At 64.9% G+C, this 15,896-nt stretch carries 13 protein-coding genes; all 13 read right to left on the bottom strand.

Annotation, left to right across the window (positions count from 1 at the left end):
- Positions 1–98: 98 nt before the first annotated feature.
- The 13 genes from nirD to FHY55_RS16555 all read right to left on the bottom strand — a co-directional run bounded on the left by nirD (position 99) and on the right by FHY55_RS16555 (position 15,889).
- Positions 99–431: a nitrite reductase small subunit NirD gene (nirD, locus tag FHY55_RS16495; protein ID WP_140015224.1), complete on the bottom strand. Its 333-nt coding sequence runs from the start codon at positions 429–431 to the stop codon at positions 99–101.
- A complete protein-coding gene (nirB, locus tag FHY55_RS16500) occupies positions 428–2,863 on the bottom strand; it encodes a nitrite reductase large subunit NirB (protein ID WP_140015225.1) in 2,436 nt (811 codons plus the stop codon). The genes nirD and nirB overlap by 4 nt, the downstream gene beginning before the upstream one ends.
- Positions 2,864–2,971: 108 nt before the next feature.
- The gene (locus tag FHY55_RS16505) at positions 2,972–3,913 is read right to left on the bottom strand and encodes a GAF domain-containing protein (RefSeq protein ID WP_140016165.1); all 942 of its coding nucleotides are present in this window, start codon (positions 3,911–3,913) and stop codon (positions 2,972–2,974) included.
- 83 nt (positions 3,914–3,996) lie between these two features.
- Positions 3,997–5,688, bottom strand: a complete 1,692-nt coding sequence (locus FHY55_RS16510; RefSeq protein WP_140015226.1) for an ABC transporter ATP-binding protein — start codon at positions 5,686–5,688, stop codon at positions 3,997–3,999.
- Between the two features lie 5 nt (positions 5,689–5,693).
- Entirely contained in the window at positions 5,694–6,782 is a 1,089-nt protein-coding gene (locus tag FHY55_RS16515) for an ABC transporter permease (protein WP_140015227.1), read from the bottom strand.
- Positions 6,783–7,021: 239 nt separating this feature from the next.
- The gene (locus FHY55_RS16520; RefSeq protein WP_140015228.1) at positions 7,022–8,392 is read right to left on the bottom strand and encodes a CmpA/NrtA family ABC transporter substrate-binding protein; all 1,371 of its coding nucleotides are present in this window, start codon (positions 8,390–8,392) and stop codon (positions 7,022–7,024) included.
- A 271-nt stretch (positions 8,393–8,663) separates the two neighbouring features.
- Complete coding sequence (locus FHY55_RS16525; protein ID WP_140015229.1) at positions 8,664–9,839, bottom strand: CmpA/NrtA family ABC transporter substrate-binding protein; 1,176 nt, start codon at positions 9,837–9,839, stop codon at positions 8,664–8,666.
- Entirely contained in the window at positions 9,836–10,420 is a 585-nt protein-coding gene (locus FHY55_RS16530; RefSeq protein WP_140015230.1) for an ANTAR domain-containing response regulator, read from the bottom strand. Before FHY55_RS16530 ends, FHY55_RS16525 begins: the two co-directional genes overlap by 4 nt.
- 234 nt (positions 10,421–10,654) lie before the next feature.
- The gene (locus FHY55_RS16535) at positions 10,655–11,413 is read right to left on the bottom strand and encodes an ABC transporter ATP-binding protein (protein WP_140015231.1); all 759 of its coding nucleotides are present in this window, start codon (positions 11,411–11,413) and stop codon (positions 10,655–10,657) included.
- Entirely contained in the window at positions 11,410–12,288 is an 879-nt protein-coding gene (locus tag FHY55_RS16540; protein WP_140015232.1) for an ABC transporter ATP-binding protein, read from the bottom strand. The genes FHY55_RS16535 and FHY55_RS16540 overlap by 4 nt, the downstream gene beginning before the upstream one ends.
- Positions 12,285–13,235, bottom strand: coding sequence for an ABC transporter permease (locus FHY55_RS16545; protein ID WP_140015233.1), 951 nt, complete (start codon positions 13,233–13,235; stop codon positions 12,285–12,287). Before FHY55_RS16545 ends, FHY55_RS16540 begins: the two co-directional genes overlap by 4 nt.
- Entirely contained in the window at positions 13,232–14,290 is a 1,059-nt protein-coding gene (locus FHY55_RS16550; RefSeq protein WP_371706934.1) for an ABC transporter permease, read from the bottom strand. Before FHY55_RS16550 ends, FHY55_RS16545 begins: the two co-directional genes overlap by 4 nt.
- On the bottom strand, positions 14,291–15,889 hold the full coding sequence (locus tag FHY55_RS16555) for an ABC transporter substrate-binding protein (RefSeq protein WP_140015234.1): 1,599 nt from the start codon (positions 15,887–15,889) through the stop codon (positions 14,291–14,293).
- Positions 15,890–15,896 lie beyond the last annotated feature (7 nt).

The following is a 15,896-nucleotide window of genomic DNA, read 5'->3' on the forward strand; positions in this document are numbered from 1 at the left end:
GGTGCAGTCCCCTAAAGTTCTGGTTTCATTGGGTCTTCACGCCGTCGCCGTTGACGGTGGATGGTGTCGCCGCACGCCGTTGCGCGGCCGGTTCACATTCAGGCTGCCGAGCGCCGCGCAAGGCTCTCGGCGTCCAGCAGCACGCGCCCGTCGTCGATCCGGACGGGATAGGTGGCAATGCGGCCCTCATCGGCGCCCTGGGCCTCGCCAGTCTCAAGCGAGTAGACCCAGTTGTGCAGCGGGCAGGTGACTTTGCGGTCATGCACGATGCCTTCGGAGAGCGGGCCGCCCTTGTGGGCGCAGCTGTTCGAGGTGGCAAAGACCTCGTCAGGCCCGGTGCGGAAGACCGCGACACAGCCCTCGGCGGTTTTCACAATGCGCGCGCCGCGCTCGGGGATGTCTTCGATGGCGCAGATGTCGATCCAGCTCATTCGGCAGCCTCCTGGGTCAGGTCGGCGACGGGCAAAAAGCTCTTCGCCGGTTCGGGTTTGGCCAATTCGGCCCACGGATCCTTGCGGTAAACGGATTGGGAGACCTCAAAGCGCTCGTTCAGCGCCGCGCGTTCAGCGGGGTCAGCGAGCACCTCCTTCACCCAGTCGAGCCCCACTTTGGCGAGCCATTTGTAGGGCCGGTCGAGGTATTTGCCGTGCTCACGGTAAAGCTGAAGGAAGGCGGTGGCCCATTCGATCACCTCTTCCTCGGTCTTCACGTCCACCAGCCGCTCGGTTTCCTTCACGTCCATCCCGGCCGCACCGCCAACGCCGATCTGGAAGCCTGAATCCACGCAAACCACGCCGATATCCTTGCAGGTCGCCTCAGCGCAGTTGCGCGGGCAGCCGGTGACGGCGAGCTTGACCTTATGCGGCGTCCAGCTGCCCCAGAGCTTCTGCTCCAGCTTGATGCCAAGGCCGGTGCTGTCTTGCGTACCGAAGCGGCAAAAGTTGGTGCCGACGCAGGTTTTGACGGTGCGCAGCCCCTTGGAATAGGCGTGGCCAGAGACAAGCCCGGCAGCGTTGAGATCGGCCCAGATCGCGGGCAGATCTTCCTTGCGAATGCCAAGGATATCAACGCGCTGGCCGCCGGTGACATGCAGCGTGCCGCCATATTTGCGCGCCGCCTCGGCCACCGCGATCAGCTCGTCGGGGGTGCACATGCCGCCGAACATGCGGGGCACGACCGAGTAGGTGCCGTCCTTCTGGATGTTGGCATGCACCCGCTCGTTGATGAACCGGCTCTGCGGGTCGTCCTGATAATCCAGCGGCCAGTCAGCCAGCAGGTAAAAGTTCACCGCAGGGCGGCACACATGGCAGCCGTTCACAGTTTTCCAGCCCAGCTCCTGCCAAACGGCGGGCTGGCTCTTCAGCTCCTTGGCCTTGATCAGCCGGCGCACGTCCTCGTGGCTAAGGTCGGTGCAGCCGCAGATGTTTTGCGCCTTGGGCAGCTCGAAACCATCGCCCAGCGTCACCGCCATGACCTGCTCGACCAAGCCGGTGCAGGTGCCGCAGGAGGCGCTTGCCTTGGTGGTGGCCTTGATCTGGCCGAGGGTGGTTGCCCCGCCCTCGATGGCCTCCACGATCTGGCCTTTGCACACGCCGTTGCAGCCGCAGATTTCTGCGTCAGCCGGTAAGGCTGCAACGGCCGCCATAGGGTCCACGGAGCCGCCCCCCTGAAAGGCGGGGCCGAAGATCAGCGTCTCGCGCATTTCTTCGATGTCCGTGCCGTCCTTGATGAGACCGAAGAACCAGTTGCTGTCGGCGGTGTCACCATACATCACTGCGCCAACCAGCTTTTCACCCTCGATGACGAGGCGCTTGTAAACGCCGCGCGCCGGGTCGCGGAACACGATGTCTTCGCGCCCCTCGCCCTCGGCAAAATCGCCCGCGCTGAACAGGTCGCAGCCCGTCACCTTCAACTTGGTCGACAGCTCCTTGGGGGTGAAGGCCTCCTCCTCCCCGATCAGCGTCTTGGCGAGCACCTTGGCCTGATCGTAGAGCGGTGCAACGAGGCCAAAGAGCTGGCTGTTGAACTCCACGCATTCGCCCACGGCAAAGATGTCTGGGTCGGAGGTGCGCATCTGCGCGTCCACCTTCACCGCGCGCCCCATCTCAAGGCCCGCATCGGCAGCAACCGAAACAGCGGGGCGGATGCCAACGGCCATGACGACGATATCGGCCTCCAGCACGGTGCCATCTTCCAGCACCACGCGCTCCACCTTGCCCGCGCCCTCAATCGCCTTGGTCGAGGCCTTGGTGAGCACGGTAATGCCCCGTTTTTCCAAGTCTTTCTGAAGCAGGTAGCCCGCGCTCTCATCAAGCTGGCGCTCCATCAGGTGGCCGGCGAGGTGCAGCACCGTCACCTCCATGCCGCGCAGCCGCAGCGCCGCCGCCGCCTCCAGCCCCAGCAACCCGCCGCCGATCACCACGGCTCGGGCGCCCGGCCCGCCAGAGGCCTCCATCATCGCTTCGGTGTCCTCAAGGTCGCGGAAGGCGACCACGCCGGGCAGGTCATGCCCCGGGCAGGGGATGATGAAGGCCGAGGAGCCGGTGCCGAGCACCAGCTTGTCGTAGGGCACTTCGCCCTCGGGGGCGATCACCACCTTGCGGTTCCGATCAATCGCGGTGACGCGCTCGCCAAAGCGGCAGGTCACGCCATTGGCCTCATACCAAGCCTCGTCATGGGTGACGATCTCGTCATAGCTCTTCTCGCCCGACAGCACCGGCGAGAGCATGATGCGGTTGTAATTGCCGCGCGGCTCGGCGTTGAAGAGGGTCACATCATAGGCATCGGGCGCGGCATCGAAGAGATGTTCGAGCAGGCGGCCAGAGGCCATGCCGGCCCCGATGACAACAAGTTTCTCGGTCATTTGCGGGTTCCTCCTTGCGAGGGCGTTTCAACAGGCACGAGCACCGGGCTGGGGGGCACCGGCGGGCCGAGGAGAAGGTGGGCGAGAAAATCAAGCATCGTCAGCCCCTTACACATACCAAGCGACAATGTGGGCCATCTCGCCGCCGAGGTAGATCGGCAGCGCAACCATCGACGAATAGCCAGCCGCAAGGCCGGGCGCGCCGCTTTCGACAACCGGCAGGCCGGAGCCGAGCACCTTGCCGATGCTCCCCTGCCAGGCCTCCGCCCGGCGTTCCTTACCGGCGTTTTCCGGATCCCAAAGCGCGCCTTCGCGGGCGCAGATGCCATCCACCAGCGCCGCGCCGCCGTTTTTGCCGACCTTGGCGGCGCGGGCATCCCACAGCTCGAACCGGCGGGCGATGGGGGTGCCCCGGGCGCTGAGAAGCGTGAGCACGAAGGTGTTTTGGCCGGGCACGGGGATCGGCACGCCGAGGCCGGTTGTCAGCCCCGCCTTGCCCGCGCTGTCGGCCCGGATGAAGCGGTAGCCCGAGCCAAGATCGCGCATCAGCATCGGCGTTTCAGAGGCCCAGACCCCGCCGGGAAGCCCCTGCCCCGCCGGGAAATGCGTGTGCTGGCTGACCCACTCGAAGTGCTTGGCGGCGCCGTAGTAGCCGTCATCCAGCATCAGCAGGCCCTCGGCCTCTTTCCAAACCTCGATAGCCCCGGTGCGGTTTTCATCGTCGCCGCAAAGCACCACCAGCACCGCCTTCAGGGTCTTGCCCGCAAACACCGGGATCGCCACCGCCGTTGTCAGCCCGGCCTCGGTGGCGGCCTCGGTGCGTTTGAAATAGCTGCCGTCAAAGCCCTTCAACACTACCGGGCGCGCCTCGGCCCAGGCTTTGCCCGGCAGGCCCTCGCCCTTGGCAAAGCTCTCGCGGCGCGAGGCGGCCTCGAAGGCCGAAAAGTCGCCGTAGCTGCCCCCGCCGTGCACCAGCGTCTCGCCCTCGGGCACCCAGATTTCGGCGACCTGTATGAAGGTGTTGGTTGGTGTGTCGATCGCGACATCCATGATGCCGTCTCCCTTTTGCTGCATGGGCGCGCTGCTGCGTCCGCCCGGGATCACTGAGAAATGCGTGCTCATCGCCAGCCCGTTCAGGCCGCCTTCTTCGCGCCGGATTTCTCACTTTTCTGTTCCGTCTTGCCCTTCGCGCCGCGCTCATATTCCTCAAGAAAATTAAGCACTTGCTCGCGGTAGAGATAATAATCGGGGTGCTCCAGCAGGGCCTTGCGGCTGCGCGGGCGGGGCAGGTCAACGTCAACGATCTTGCCGATGGTGGCCTGCGGGCCGTTGGTCATCATCACCACCCGGTCGGCCAGCAGGATCGCCTCGTCGACATCGTGGGTGACGCAGATGGCCGTCACCTTGGTGCGGTCCCAGACCTCCATGAGCACCTCTTGCAGCTCCCAGCGGGTGAGGCTGTCGAGCATGCCGAAGGGCTCATCGAGCAGGAGGAGTTTGGGGGAGAGGGCGAAGGCGCGGGCGATGCCGACGCGCTGCTTCATGCCGTTGGACATGTCGGCCGCGCCACGGTCCATCGCGTCAGCGAGGCCGACGCGCTCAAGGTAATATTCAACCACCTCCTGCCGCTCGGCTTGGGAAGCGTTGGGGTAAACCTTGTCGACCCCGATGGCGCAATTTTCCCGCGCGGTGAGCCACGGGAAGAGGTTGGGCGATTGGAACACAACGGCGCGCTCCGGATCGGCCCCCATCACGTGGCGCCCGTCGAGCTTGATCGCGCCCTTGCTGATCTCGTTCAGCCCGGCCGCCATGGTGAGCACGGTGGATTTGCCGCAGCCCGAATGGCCGATCAGCGAGATAAACTCGCCACGGTCCATCTTGAGGTTGAAGTCTTCAACAACCGTTAACGGCCCCTTCGGCGTCGGATAAACCTTGTGGAGTTGGGAGAAATCGAGGAAGCGCTCGTCAATCATCCCCTCCTGCGCCTTCGCCTGCGCCGCCGGAACCCCGTGAATCGGGGTGACTTGCGGCAGGTTGCGCATGCCCTCGGCCTTAGCCTCGATGCCCACGTCCATCAGGTAGTTGGTCACCTGCGCGCGCAGCTTCTTGAAGGTCTCGTCATGGTTCATCTCGCCCCTCTCGCGGGGGCGCGGAATGCTCACCTTGAACTCCTCGCCAAGCGTGCCGTCGGGGTTGAGCGCGATGATCCGATCGGCAAGGATGATCGCCTCGTCAACGTCGTTGGTGATGAGCACGCAGGTCTGTTTCTCTTCCTGCCAGATCCCCTCGATCTCATCCGCAAGGTTGGCCCGCGTCAGCGCATCAAGTGCGCTAAGCGGTTCATCCAGCAGCAGAACTTCCGGGTTCATCGCCAGCGCACGGGCCACGTTGACCCGCTGGCGCATACCCCCCGAAAGCTCGGCCGGGCGGCGCGCGGTGGCGTGGGAAAGGCCGACCATCTTGACGTAATGCGCCACCTTCTCGGCCTTCTCGGCCTTGCTCAGATTGGGGAACACGGTATCGACCGCCAGCCCCACATTGCCCGCCACGGTGAGCCAGGGCATGAGCGAGTAGCTCTGGAAGATCACGCCGCGCTCTGGCGAGGGCTCGGTGATCTTTGCGCCCTTGTAGGTGACGCTGCCCTTGGTCGGGCTGTCGAGCCCGGCGAGCAGGTTGATGAGGGTGGTCTTGCCCGAGCCGGAGAAGCCGAGCAGCACCAAAAACTCGCCCTCCTCTACCTCGAGGTTGATGTTTTGCAGCACCGGGGTTTCATGGATCCCCTCGCCGTAGCTCTTTGAAACGTCTTGCAATTTCAGGATGGCCATGGGGATCACCGGTTGTTGGAGAAGGTGAAGAGGGACTGGAGGGCATACATCACCCGATCCAGAAGGAAGCCGATGATGCCGATGGTGAAGACGGCGACCATGATCTTGGCGAGTGAGCTGGAAGAGCCGTTCTGGAACTCGTCCCAGACGAATTTGCCGAGCCCCGGGTTCTGCGCCAGCATTTCGGCGGCGATCAGCACCATCCAACCAACCCCGAGAGAGAGCCGCAGGCCGGTGAAGATAAGTGGCAGAGCGGAGGGGAGCACCAGCTTGGTGATCTTGGTATAGGTGTTCATTTTCAACACCTTGGAGACGTTCACCAGATCCTTGTCGATGCTTGCCACACCCAGCGAGGTGTTGATCAGTGTAGGCCAGAGCGAGCAGAGGGTGACGGTGATGGCCGAAACGAGGAATGACTTGGAAAACAGCCCGTCGTTGGTGGCGTAGACGGCGGAAACGATCATGGTGACGATCGGCAGCCAGGCCAGCGGGGAGACCGGTTTGAAGATTTGGATCAACGGGTTGAGCGCCGCGTTGGCGGTGGCGGAGAGGCCGGCGGCGATGCCGAGGGGGATGGCGACCAGCGAGGCGATCAGGAAGCCGAAGAACACGGTTTTGATCGAGGTCCAGATCTGCTGGTAGTAGCTGGGCGAGCCGGTGTAAGCGACTGATTTTACCTGATCTTCCTTGCCTTCCGCGATGAGCTTCTCATTGCGCTTGGCCACCATGGCCTCGAACTTGGCGCGCTTTGCGGCGGTGGCGACGGCGTCTTGGTGCAGGTTGACGGCCTCTTCCCAGACCTGCGCCGGGCCGGGCACCGCGCCGAGCGAGGTTTGCACCCGGGGCGCGAGGGTGCCCCAGAGCAGCAGGAAGGCGGCGATGGCGAGCAGGGGCACGCCGAGAAGTTTCCAGATTTCAGAGGCTTGCGCGCGCGGGTTGTCTCCGGCGGCGGCCTTCAGCATGGGGGTGATCCAGGCGAGGCCAAGCACGGAAAACCATTTGTCGGCCTTGTTGATCCGGGTGAAGAGCCGGGCGCGGCGGGCCTCTTTGGCGGCGGCTGCGGCGTCCAGCGATTGAGGGTCGATAGCGGTCATTTCGGGTCTCTTTGCTATGTGCGTTTTTGCTGAGGCCACGCCGTTGCAGCCGGGTTAACTATGAAAACTTCAGAGGCACATCCGGTACACAACCTGTGCACAACCTGTGCAGACGTCATCCGACATACCGGGCACCTGTTAACGGGGAGCACGCACCCGGACGGGCGGAAACGTGCGGTGATGCGGGATGGCGGGTGGGGCGATGCGCGGCAGCGCGAGCGCCCCCCGCCATCCGGGCCTCAGCCCTGCACCTCATTGCCGACGATCTTCTGCTCGGCCTTCAGGCCAATCGGCAGGCTGTCGAGGTAGGCGTTGGGGGCTTTTCCGTCGTAGGGGATGCCGTCGATGATGTCGGCGGCGGGCGTCGGGGCCTTGTAGCCGTCGCTGTCCCACGGAAAGTCGGCCTCGTTCGCCAGCCCTTCGTCCACCAGCAGGCGGGCGGCTTCGAGGTAGATGTCGGGGCGGTAAACCGAGGCCGCCGTTTCGGCATACCACGCGTCCGACTTCGCCTCGGGGATCTGGCCCCAGCGGCGCATCTGGGTGAGGTACCACACGGCGTCGGAGTAGAACGGGTAGGTCGCGTTGTAGCGGAAGAACACGTTGAAATCGCTCACCTCGCGCACGTCGCCCTTCTCGTATTCGAAGGTCCCGGTCATCGAGTTGGCGATCACCTCGGCGTCGGCGCCCACGTATTCGGGCTTCGAGAGCATCTCCACCGCTTCCATCCGGTTGGCGTTGTCGTTCTCGTCGAGCCAGATGGCGGCGCGGATCAGCGCCTTCACGACCGCTTTCGTCGTGTTCGGGTTGGCTTCCGCGAACTCGGCGGTGATGCCGAAGACCTTCTCGGGGTTGTTCTTCCACAGCTCGTAGTCGGTGATCACCGGCACGCCGATGCCCTTGAACACGGCCTGCTGGTTCCACGGCTCACCGACGCAGTAGCCGTAGATGGTTCCCGCTTCCAGGGTCGCGGGCATCTGCGGCGGGGGCGTGACCGAGAGCAGCACGTCGGCGCCGATCTGGCCCGAGATGTTCTCGGGCGAGTAGAAGCCCGGGTGCAGCCCACCGGCGGCGAGCCAGTAGCGCAGCTCGTAGTTGTGGGTCGAGACCGGGAAGACCATGCCCATGTTGAAGGGCTTGCCCTGCGCCTTGTAGTCCTCGACCACCGGCGCCATGGCGGAGGCGGAGATCGGGTGGACCGGCTTGCCGTCATCGCCCACGGGGATGTTCGGCTTCATCGCCTCCCAGACCTCGTTGCTGACGGTGATGCCGTTACCGTTCAGGTCCATCGAGAAGGGGGTGATGATATGGGCCTCGGTGCCAAAGCCGATGGTGGCGGCAAGCGGCTGACCGGCAAGCATGTGGGCGCCGTCGAGCTGGCCGCCGATGACGCCATCCAGCAGCACCTTCCAGTTGGCCTGGGCTTCCAGCGTGACGAAGAGCCCTTCGTCGAGGAAGTAGCCCTGTTCGTAGGCCACGGCGAGCGGCGCCATGTCGGTGAGCTTGATGAAGCCGAAGGTCAGCTCGTCCTTTTCCAGCTCCAGCGACTGGGCGAAGGCGGTGCCGGTCAGAAGGGCTGCCGTGGTGGCAACGATTCCGAAGAGGTGTTTCATCTTTGGGGTCGTCCTTTGGATTGAGGGCTGTTCGAAGCCCCGGAAACAACAAAAAAGCCGCTGACCGACATCGCGCGTTTTAGGCGCAATGGGTCGAGCGGCTGTGCTCGGGTTACCCGCATCTTCGAGGGTGAATTCTTCGGATGAGACGCCCTTGCCTCATCTGCCGCCTATCTGACCAAGCCTGCGGAGAGGGTCAAGAAGTTCCTATTTTCCGCAGCGCAGCATGGGCCTTCGAGAGGAAACCCCCCGGTTTCTGCCCATTTCCGCGTCACTCTTCGCCGGAAGGATCAAAAATGAAGCCATCAAAGAACGAGTCCGCAGGCAGCGTGAGTCGGCCCGAGGGGGAGGCGACGGGGGTGTCTTCGGAGAGCGCGCCCTCGATCCGCTCGGAGGCGCCGGGCATGTCGGCAGTGGTGCGGGCGAGGTGCTGGCGGTAGAGATCGGAGCGGAAGACGCGCGCGCCCTCGGCCCGGGCGGCGGGCCTGTCGAGCCCGGTGCGCGCGGCGATCCGGTCGGCGATCAGCGCGCCGGAGGAACGCCAGGGGAAGGTGGCTGCCCCCTCGAAGAACGTGACGTAGCGCGGCACCGTGCGCATCTCGCCCTTCTGGGTCACGATGAGCCGCCCCGAGAGCGCCCGCTCGATCAGCTCGGCGGGTGTGTCGAGGTAGGGCTTGCGGGCGAGGATCTCGGAGGCGGTGGTGAGGTTTTGCCCCTGCCCCAGCCAGCGGTTCGCCCGCCAGATCGCCCGCATCAGCCGCCCCGTCAGCTCTGGCTCGGCCTCGGCCCAGTCATGGCGCACAGCCAGCACCTTTTCAGGGCTGAAGCGGCGGATGGCCGTGCCGGGCAGCAGCAACTCCCCGACCCCGCTCTCCACCGCCAGCGTGCCCCAGGGCGCGCCGACGCAGAAGGCATCCACCTCGCCTGCGGCCAGCGCCTCGGCCATCAGCGGCGGCGGCACGGTGTGCACCGAAAGCGCCTGCGGCGCGGCAAAGCCCAGCGCACCCAACCAATGATAGAGCAGCTCCGCATGGCCCGAGAACGGGAAGGGCACGCCAATGCGCAGCCCCTCGGGCTTGGCCGCCATCAGCGCCTGCCCGGCGGCGGTGGCGTCGAAAAAATCAAAAGGATGCCCCGCCGCGCGCATTTGCTCGGCCAGCGTGGTTGATACCCCAATGGCATTGCCGTTGACCGAAAGCACCTGCAACACATCCAGCCGAATGCCAGAGCCGCCCAGCCCCAGTGCCATAGCCACCGGCACCGGGGCCAGCATATGCGCGGCCTCGACCTGCCCGAGCGAAACCATGTCGCGCAGCGTTGCCCATGAGGCGGCGGGCCTCAGGTCCAGCGCCAGCCCCTCTTCTTCGGCAAATCCGATCTCATGAGCGATCACCAGCGGCGCAGCATCCACCAGCGGAATAAACCCGACCGACAGTGGCGCGCTCATGCGAGCAGCCCCGCCGCCGTAACAAGGCTTTGCGCCACATCGGCCAGCTTGACGCCCTGATCCATCGCCGCCTTGCGGAGCAGCGCGTAGGCGGCATCCTCATCCAGCCCCTTGGCCTTCATCAGCAGGCCCTTGGCGCGGTCGATGATCTTGCGCTCTTCCAACGCCTGCCGGGTGGCCATCAGCTCCGCGCGCATCTGCGAGAACATGTGAAACCGGGCGATGGCGGCATCCATGATCGGCTTGATCCGGTCGGGGCGCAGCCCGTCCACCACATAGGCCGAAACCCCGGCCTCGATCGCCGCGCGGGTCAGCCCATTGTCATCACGGTCCACGAAGAGCGCCACGGGCCGGTCCATCGGGCCGGAGGCCAGCGTGAGCTCTTCCAGCATGTCGCGCGAGGGCGAGGTGACATCGACCAGCACCACATCAGGGTTTTTCTCGGAGATCCGGCGCGACAGGCCGGTGACTTCGGAGATGACCGCCACATCGAAATCTCCCGCCTCGCGCAGGCTGTCAACGATGAGCAGGGCGCGCTCACGGTCGGCTTCGACGACGATGATAGAGAGCTTGTCGGACATGTAAGGGCGTTCCGGTCTGGCAAGGGGCCGCGTTGGCCGCCCCTGCCTAGGCCGGGCCACGGGGGGGCAGCAAGAGGATGCGGGGGCGGGGGCGGCGTGCGCCGGGCGGGGGCCATGGGCTGCCCAAAAGATAGGCGAAACGCCCACATTCCGCGCATGGCGAGAGGCTTGGCGCCCCTGCTCATTCTCTTGCTGAAAATATCCAATCCCTCGCCTGCCACCCGCGCTGCGGGTTCAGCGGATCGCGCCCAGCGAGCTTTCGAGCAGGTGTTGGGTATAGGGGTGGTTGGCCTGGAGCTTGCGCATTTCGGCCACGCCCAGCGTTTCGACGATCTCGCCCTGCTGCATCACCGCGATCTGGCCGCACATATGGCCGACGACGCCAAGGTCGTGGCTGACCATCAGGTAGGTCAGGCCCATCTGGCTGCGCAGGTCGGAGAGCAAGTTGAGGATTTCGGCCTGCACGCTCACATCGAGCGCCGAGGTCGGCTCATCCAGCAGCAGGATGCGCGGCTCGGGCGCGAGGGCGCGGGCGATGGCGACGCGCTGGCGCTGGCCGCCAGACAGCTGGTGGGGGTAGCGGAAGCGGAAGCCGGTGCCGAGGCCCACGCTTTCCAGCAGGCGGGCGATGCGGGCGTCGATGTCGAAAAAACCATGCAGGGCCAGCGTCTCGCCCAGCACCCTGTCGACCGTGTGGCGCGGGTGGAGCGAGGCGTAGGGATCCTGAAACACCATCTGCACGGTCTTGTAGAACTGCTTGGAGCGGCCACGGGGCTTCAGGCTTTCGCCCGCCACGTCAATCGCGCCATCCCAGCTTTCAACCAGCCCGGCAATCGCCCGCAGCACGGTGGATTTGCCCGAGCCGCTTTCGCCCACCAGCCCAAAGCTCTCGCCCTCCTCGACGGCGAGGTTCACCCCCTTCACCGCCATGTTGCGAGCCGCGCCTTCGCCAAACCAGACGTGCAGATTGCGGATGTCCAGCGCCGCGCTCATGCCGCCCCCTGCCCTGCCCGCGCACTCACCGAGGGTGCCTCGCGCCAGGCCGGGTCACGGGCCAGCACTTCGAGCCGCTCGCGGGGGTGTTCGAGGTTGGGCACGGCGTTGAGCAGGCCGCGGGTGTAGGGGTGCTGCGCCTCGTGCAGCTTGCCCGCTTCGCAGACTTCCACGATCCGGCCTGCGTACATCACCGCCACCCTGTCGCAGAAATTGGCCACGAGGTTCAGGTCATGGCTGATGAAGATGAGGCCCATGCCGCGCTCTTTCACCAGCTTGTCCATGATCTCCAGCACCTGAAGCTGCACCGAGACGTCGAGCGCCGAGGTCGGCTCGTCGGCGATGAGGATCTTGGGATCGGGGATCAGCATCATGGCGATCATGATCCGCTGGCCCATGCCGCCCGACACCTCATGCGGGTAGAGCTTGAGCACCCGCTCGGGCTCGCGGATGGCCACTGCATCGAGCATCTCCAGCGCGCGGGCACGGGCCTGCCGCTTGCTCACCCGCTCATGTGTGGTCAGCGCCTCGACCATCTGCTGCTGCACCGTCATCACCGGGTTCAGCGAAAACTTCGGGTCTTGCATGATCATCGCGGCGTGGCGGCCCCGAATGGCGCGCATGTCCTTTTCACTGGCGGTCAGCAGGTTGGTGCCGCCCATTTCCATCCGGTCGGCCTCTACAAAGCCGGGCTTGCGGATGAGCTTGAGCAGGGCGCGGCCGGTCATCGACTTGCCCGAGCCGCTTTCGCCCACGATCCCGAGCCGCTCACGCCCGAGCGAAAACGAGATGCCACGCACCGCATCGAAGATGCCGGTGCGGGTGGGGAACTTGACCCAGAGGTTCTCGACATCGAGCAGGGTATCGTCGCTCACGATTTGCTCTCCTTCGGGTCCAGCACATCGCGCAGCCCGTCGCCGAGCAGGTTGAAGGCGAGCGAAATGGCAAAGATCGCGAGGCCCGGAATGGTGGCGACCCACCAGTGGTCGAGGATGTACTTGCGCCCTTCAGAGACCATCGCCCCCCATTCCGGCGAGGGCGGCTGTGCGCCGAGGCCGAGGAAGCCGAGGCCGGCGGCGGTGAGGATGATGCCAGCCATGTCGAGGGTGACGCGGATCACGAGGCTGGAAATGCAGAGCGGCCAGACGTGACGGGTGATGATGCGGATTGCGCCTGCGCCTTGCAGGCGGATGGCGTGGATATAGTCCGAGTTGCGGATCGTCAGCGTCTCGGCCCGCGCGATCCGGGCATAAGGCGGCCATGCGGTGAGCGAGATCGCCAGCACCGCGTTTTCGATGCCCGCGCCCAATGCCGCCACGAAGGCGAGCGCGAGGATGAGGCGGGGGAAGGCGAGGAAGATATCGGTGAAGCGCATCAGCACCACGTCGAGCCAGCCGCCCGCATAGCCCGCGATGGTGCCGATGATGAGGCCCAGCAGCGGGGCGACCAGCGCCACCAGCGCCACGATATAAAGCGAGATCCGCGCGCCGTAGAGCAGGCGGGAGTAAATGTCGCGGCCCAGCGAGTCGGTGCCGAAGATATAGCCCTCGCTGCCCGGCGGCAGGAGCCGTGCGCCGAGATCCTGCGCAAAGGGGTCTTGCGTGGCCAGCAGCGGAGCAAAGGCGGCGCAGAGGATCAGGAAGATCAGCACCAGCAGGCCGAACATCGCCAGCGTGTTGCCGCGCAGCGCCAGCCAGCCAGCATACCATGCCGCCGCCCGGGCCTGACGGCGCGAGGCGGGGGCGTCTGTCATCAGCCAGTCGCGCCAACTCGGGCGGTCGGTTGGCTGCTCACCGGGTTGGGGTGTTGGCAGATCGCTCATTTGGCCCTCGGATCGAAGAAGCGGTAGAGCAGGTCGGAGAAGATGTTGAGCCCCACGAAGATGGTGCCGATCACCACGGTGCCACCGAGCACGGAGTTCATGTCGTTCGCAAGCAGCGAGGTGGTGATATAGCTGCCAAGGCCGGGCCATGCGAAGATGATCTCTGTCAGCACCGAGCCCTCCAGCAGGTTGGCATAGGCCAGCGCGATCACGGTGATGAGCTGAATGCGGATGTTGCGGAAGGCATGGCGCCAGATCACCTTGCGCTCCGACAGGCCCTTCACCCGCGCCGTAGTGACATATTCCGAATTCAGCTGCTCCAGCATGAAGGAGCGGGTCATCCGGCTGATATAGGCCAGTGAATAATAGCCCAGCAGCGAGGCGGGCAGGATGATATGGCCGAAGGCGTCCTTGAACACCGTCCAGTCGCCGGCGATGGCGCTATCCACCAGCAGCAGGCCGGTGCGCTCGGGCACGAGGCCCTGATAGAACACGCCAAGGCGGCCTGGCCCCTCGACCCAATCGAGGATGCCGTAGAAGATCAGCAGCCCCACGAGGCCGAGCCAGAAGATCGGCATGGAGTAACCGATGAGGCCGACAAAGCGGGCCAGCTGGTCGATCCACGAGCCACGATAAACAGCCGCCATCACCCCCAGCGGCACGCCCAGCACGATGCCGAAGATGGTGCCCAGCGTGGCCAGCTCCAGCGTGGCGGGGAAGACGCGGGCAATGTCGGTTGTCACCTCCTGCCCGGTGCGGATGGATTTGCCGAAATCGCCTTGCAACACGTCGCTGACATAGATGAAGAACTGCTGGATCAGCGGCTTGTCGAGCCCGAGCTCCAGATAGACCGCATCATACTGCGCCTGCGTCGCCCGCTCGCCGATGACGGCAAGAACCGGGTCGATCGGCATGACGCGACCGATCATGAAGGTCACGAAAAGCAGACCCAACAAGGTGACGGCCACGGTCAGGATCGTGGCGGCCAGCTTCTTGAGCCAAGGAGGGAGGACCGGCCCGCGCCGGTCCTCCGAATTGTGTGAAATGTCAGCCACTTACTTCGTGATAACCCAGTAAGAGACAGCCGTGGTCGCGCCACCGGCAACGAAGTTTTCAACCGAGGCACCCATGCCGTTCTGCTCGATCTGCTGGAACATCACGCCGAAGGGCGACACCTGCTGGTGCTCCTTCTGGATCTCCAGATACATCTCGCGGCGCTTGTCGGTGTCGTTCTCCTGAACGGCAGCCAGCGTGGCGTCGCTCATGTCGCCTGCATCCCATGCGTTCCGCCACGCCAGAAGGCCGGTGGCCCCTGCCTCGTCGGAGTTGTCGGGGTTGTAGGCGAAGGTGCCGGCGTTGGTGTTGGGGTCGGGATAATCCGGGCCCCATGCGCCGAGGTAGATATCGTGCTCACGGGCGCGATAGCGGTCCAGCGTTTGGGCGCCGGTGCCGACGATCAGCTCGATGTCGCAGCCAAGCTGGCCCCAGGTGTTCTGGAGCGATTGCGCGATGTCGAGACGCTCCTGCGCTTCACGCACCGAGATCTTGATCGGCCCGCAATCGGGAAAGCCCGACTCGGCCAGCGCGGCCTTGGCGGCGTCCATGTCGTAGGAGAAGGGCTTGTCTTCCAGCGCGCCGAGGAAGGTCAGCGGCAGGAAGGCCTGATGCACGGTGTACTGGCCCTTGAGGAAGCTGTTCGCCATGCCCTCGTAGTCGGTCGCCAGCTTGAGGGCTTCCAGCACCTTCGGGTCCGAGAGCATCTCGTTTTTCTGGTTGGCCGAGAAGTACATCAGGCGGCCGCGCAGCTCGTCGACGACCTTCACACCCTCGACGCCCTCCAGCCCGGCGATGTCTTCGGGGCTAAGGTTGCGGGCCACGTCGATGTCGCCACGCTCCAGCTGAAGGCGCTGGGTGGCGCTTTCCTGAATGTGCTGCACGATCACCCGCTCCATCGCCGGCTTCTCGCCGCCGTAGTTGGGGTTGAGGTCCATCAGCACGCTTTCGGAGGGCTTCCAGTCCACCACCTTGTAGGGGCCGGAGCCTGCGGTGTTGGTGCGCAGCCACTCGTTGCCCATGTCGCCATCGACCTCATTGGCCATGACGGTCTCTTTGTCGACGATGCCGCCGATGGTGGCGGTCAGGCAGTTGAGCACGAAGGAAACCGCGTATTCCTTGTCGAGCTTGATGGTCACCTTGTTGCCATCGGCGGTGATCATCTCTTCCACGTTGTCCGGCGTGAAGCCGAACTGGGTGAGGATGAAGCTCGGGGTCTTGTCGAGCTTCACCGCGCGCTGGAGCGAGAAGATCACGTCTTCCGCCGTCACCGGGTTGCCGGAGGCAAAGGTGTTGCCCTCGGCGATGGTGAAGGTGATCGACTTTCCGTCCTCGGCCACTTCCCAGCTCTCGGCGATGTCGGGCTGGTAGCCTGCGTCGAGGTCCATCGGGTCGAAGTTGACAAGCTTCTGGTAGACGTTGCGCGACACGTCGGCCCCGGCGAACTCGAAGCTCTCCTGCGGGTCGAAGGTTTTGATGTCGTCGATGCGGTTGGCGATCACCAGCATGTTGGGCGGGGTCTCGGCCAGCGCGGGGGCAGCCACGCCGCCCATCAGAGCGGCCACAATGGCCGTGGTTCGCAGCAATTTGCGATGTGTCATCAGTTGG

The organism is Oceanicola sp. D3, assembly GCF_006351965.1.
GTDB lineage: Bacteria > Pseudomonadota > Alphaproteobacteria > Rhodobacterales > Rhodobacteraceae > Vannielia.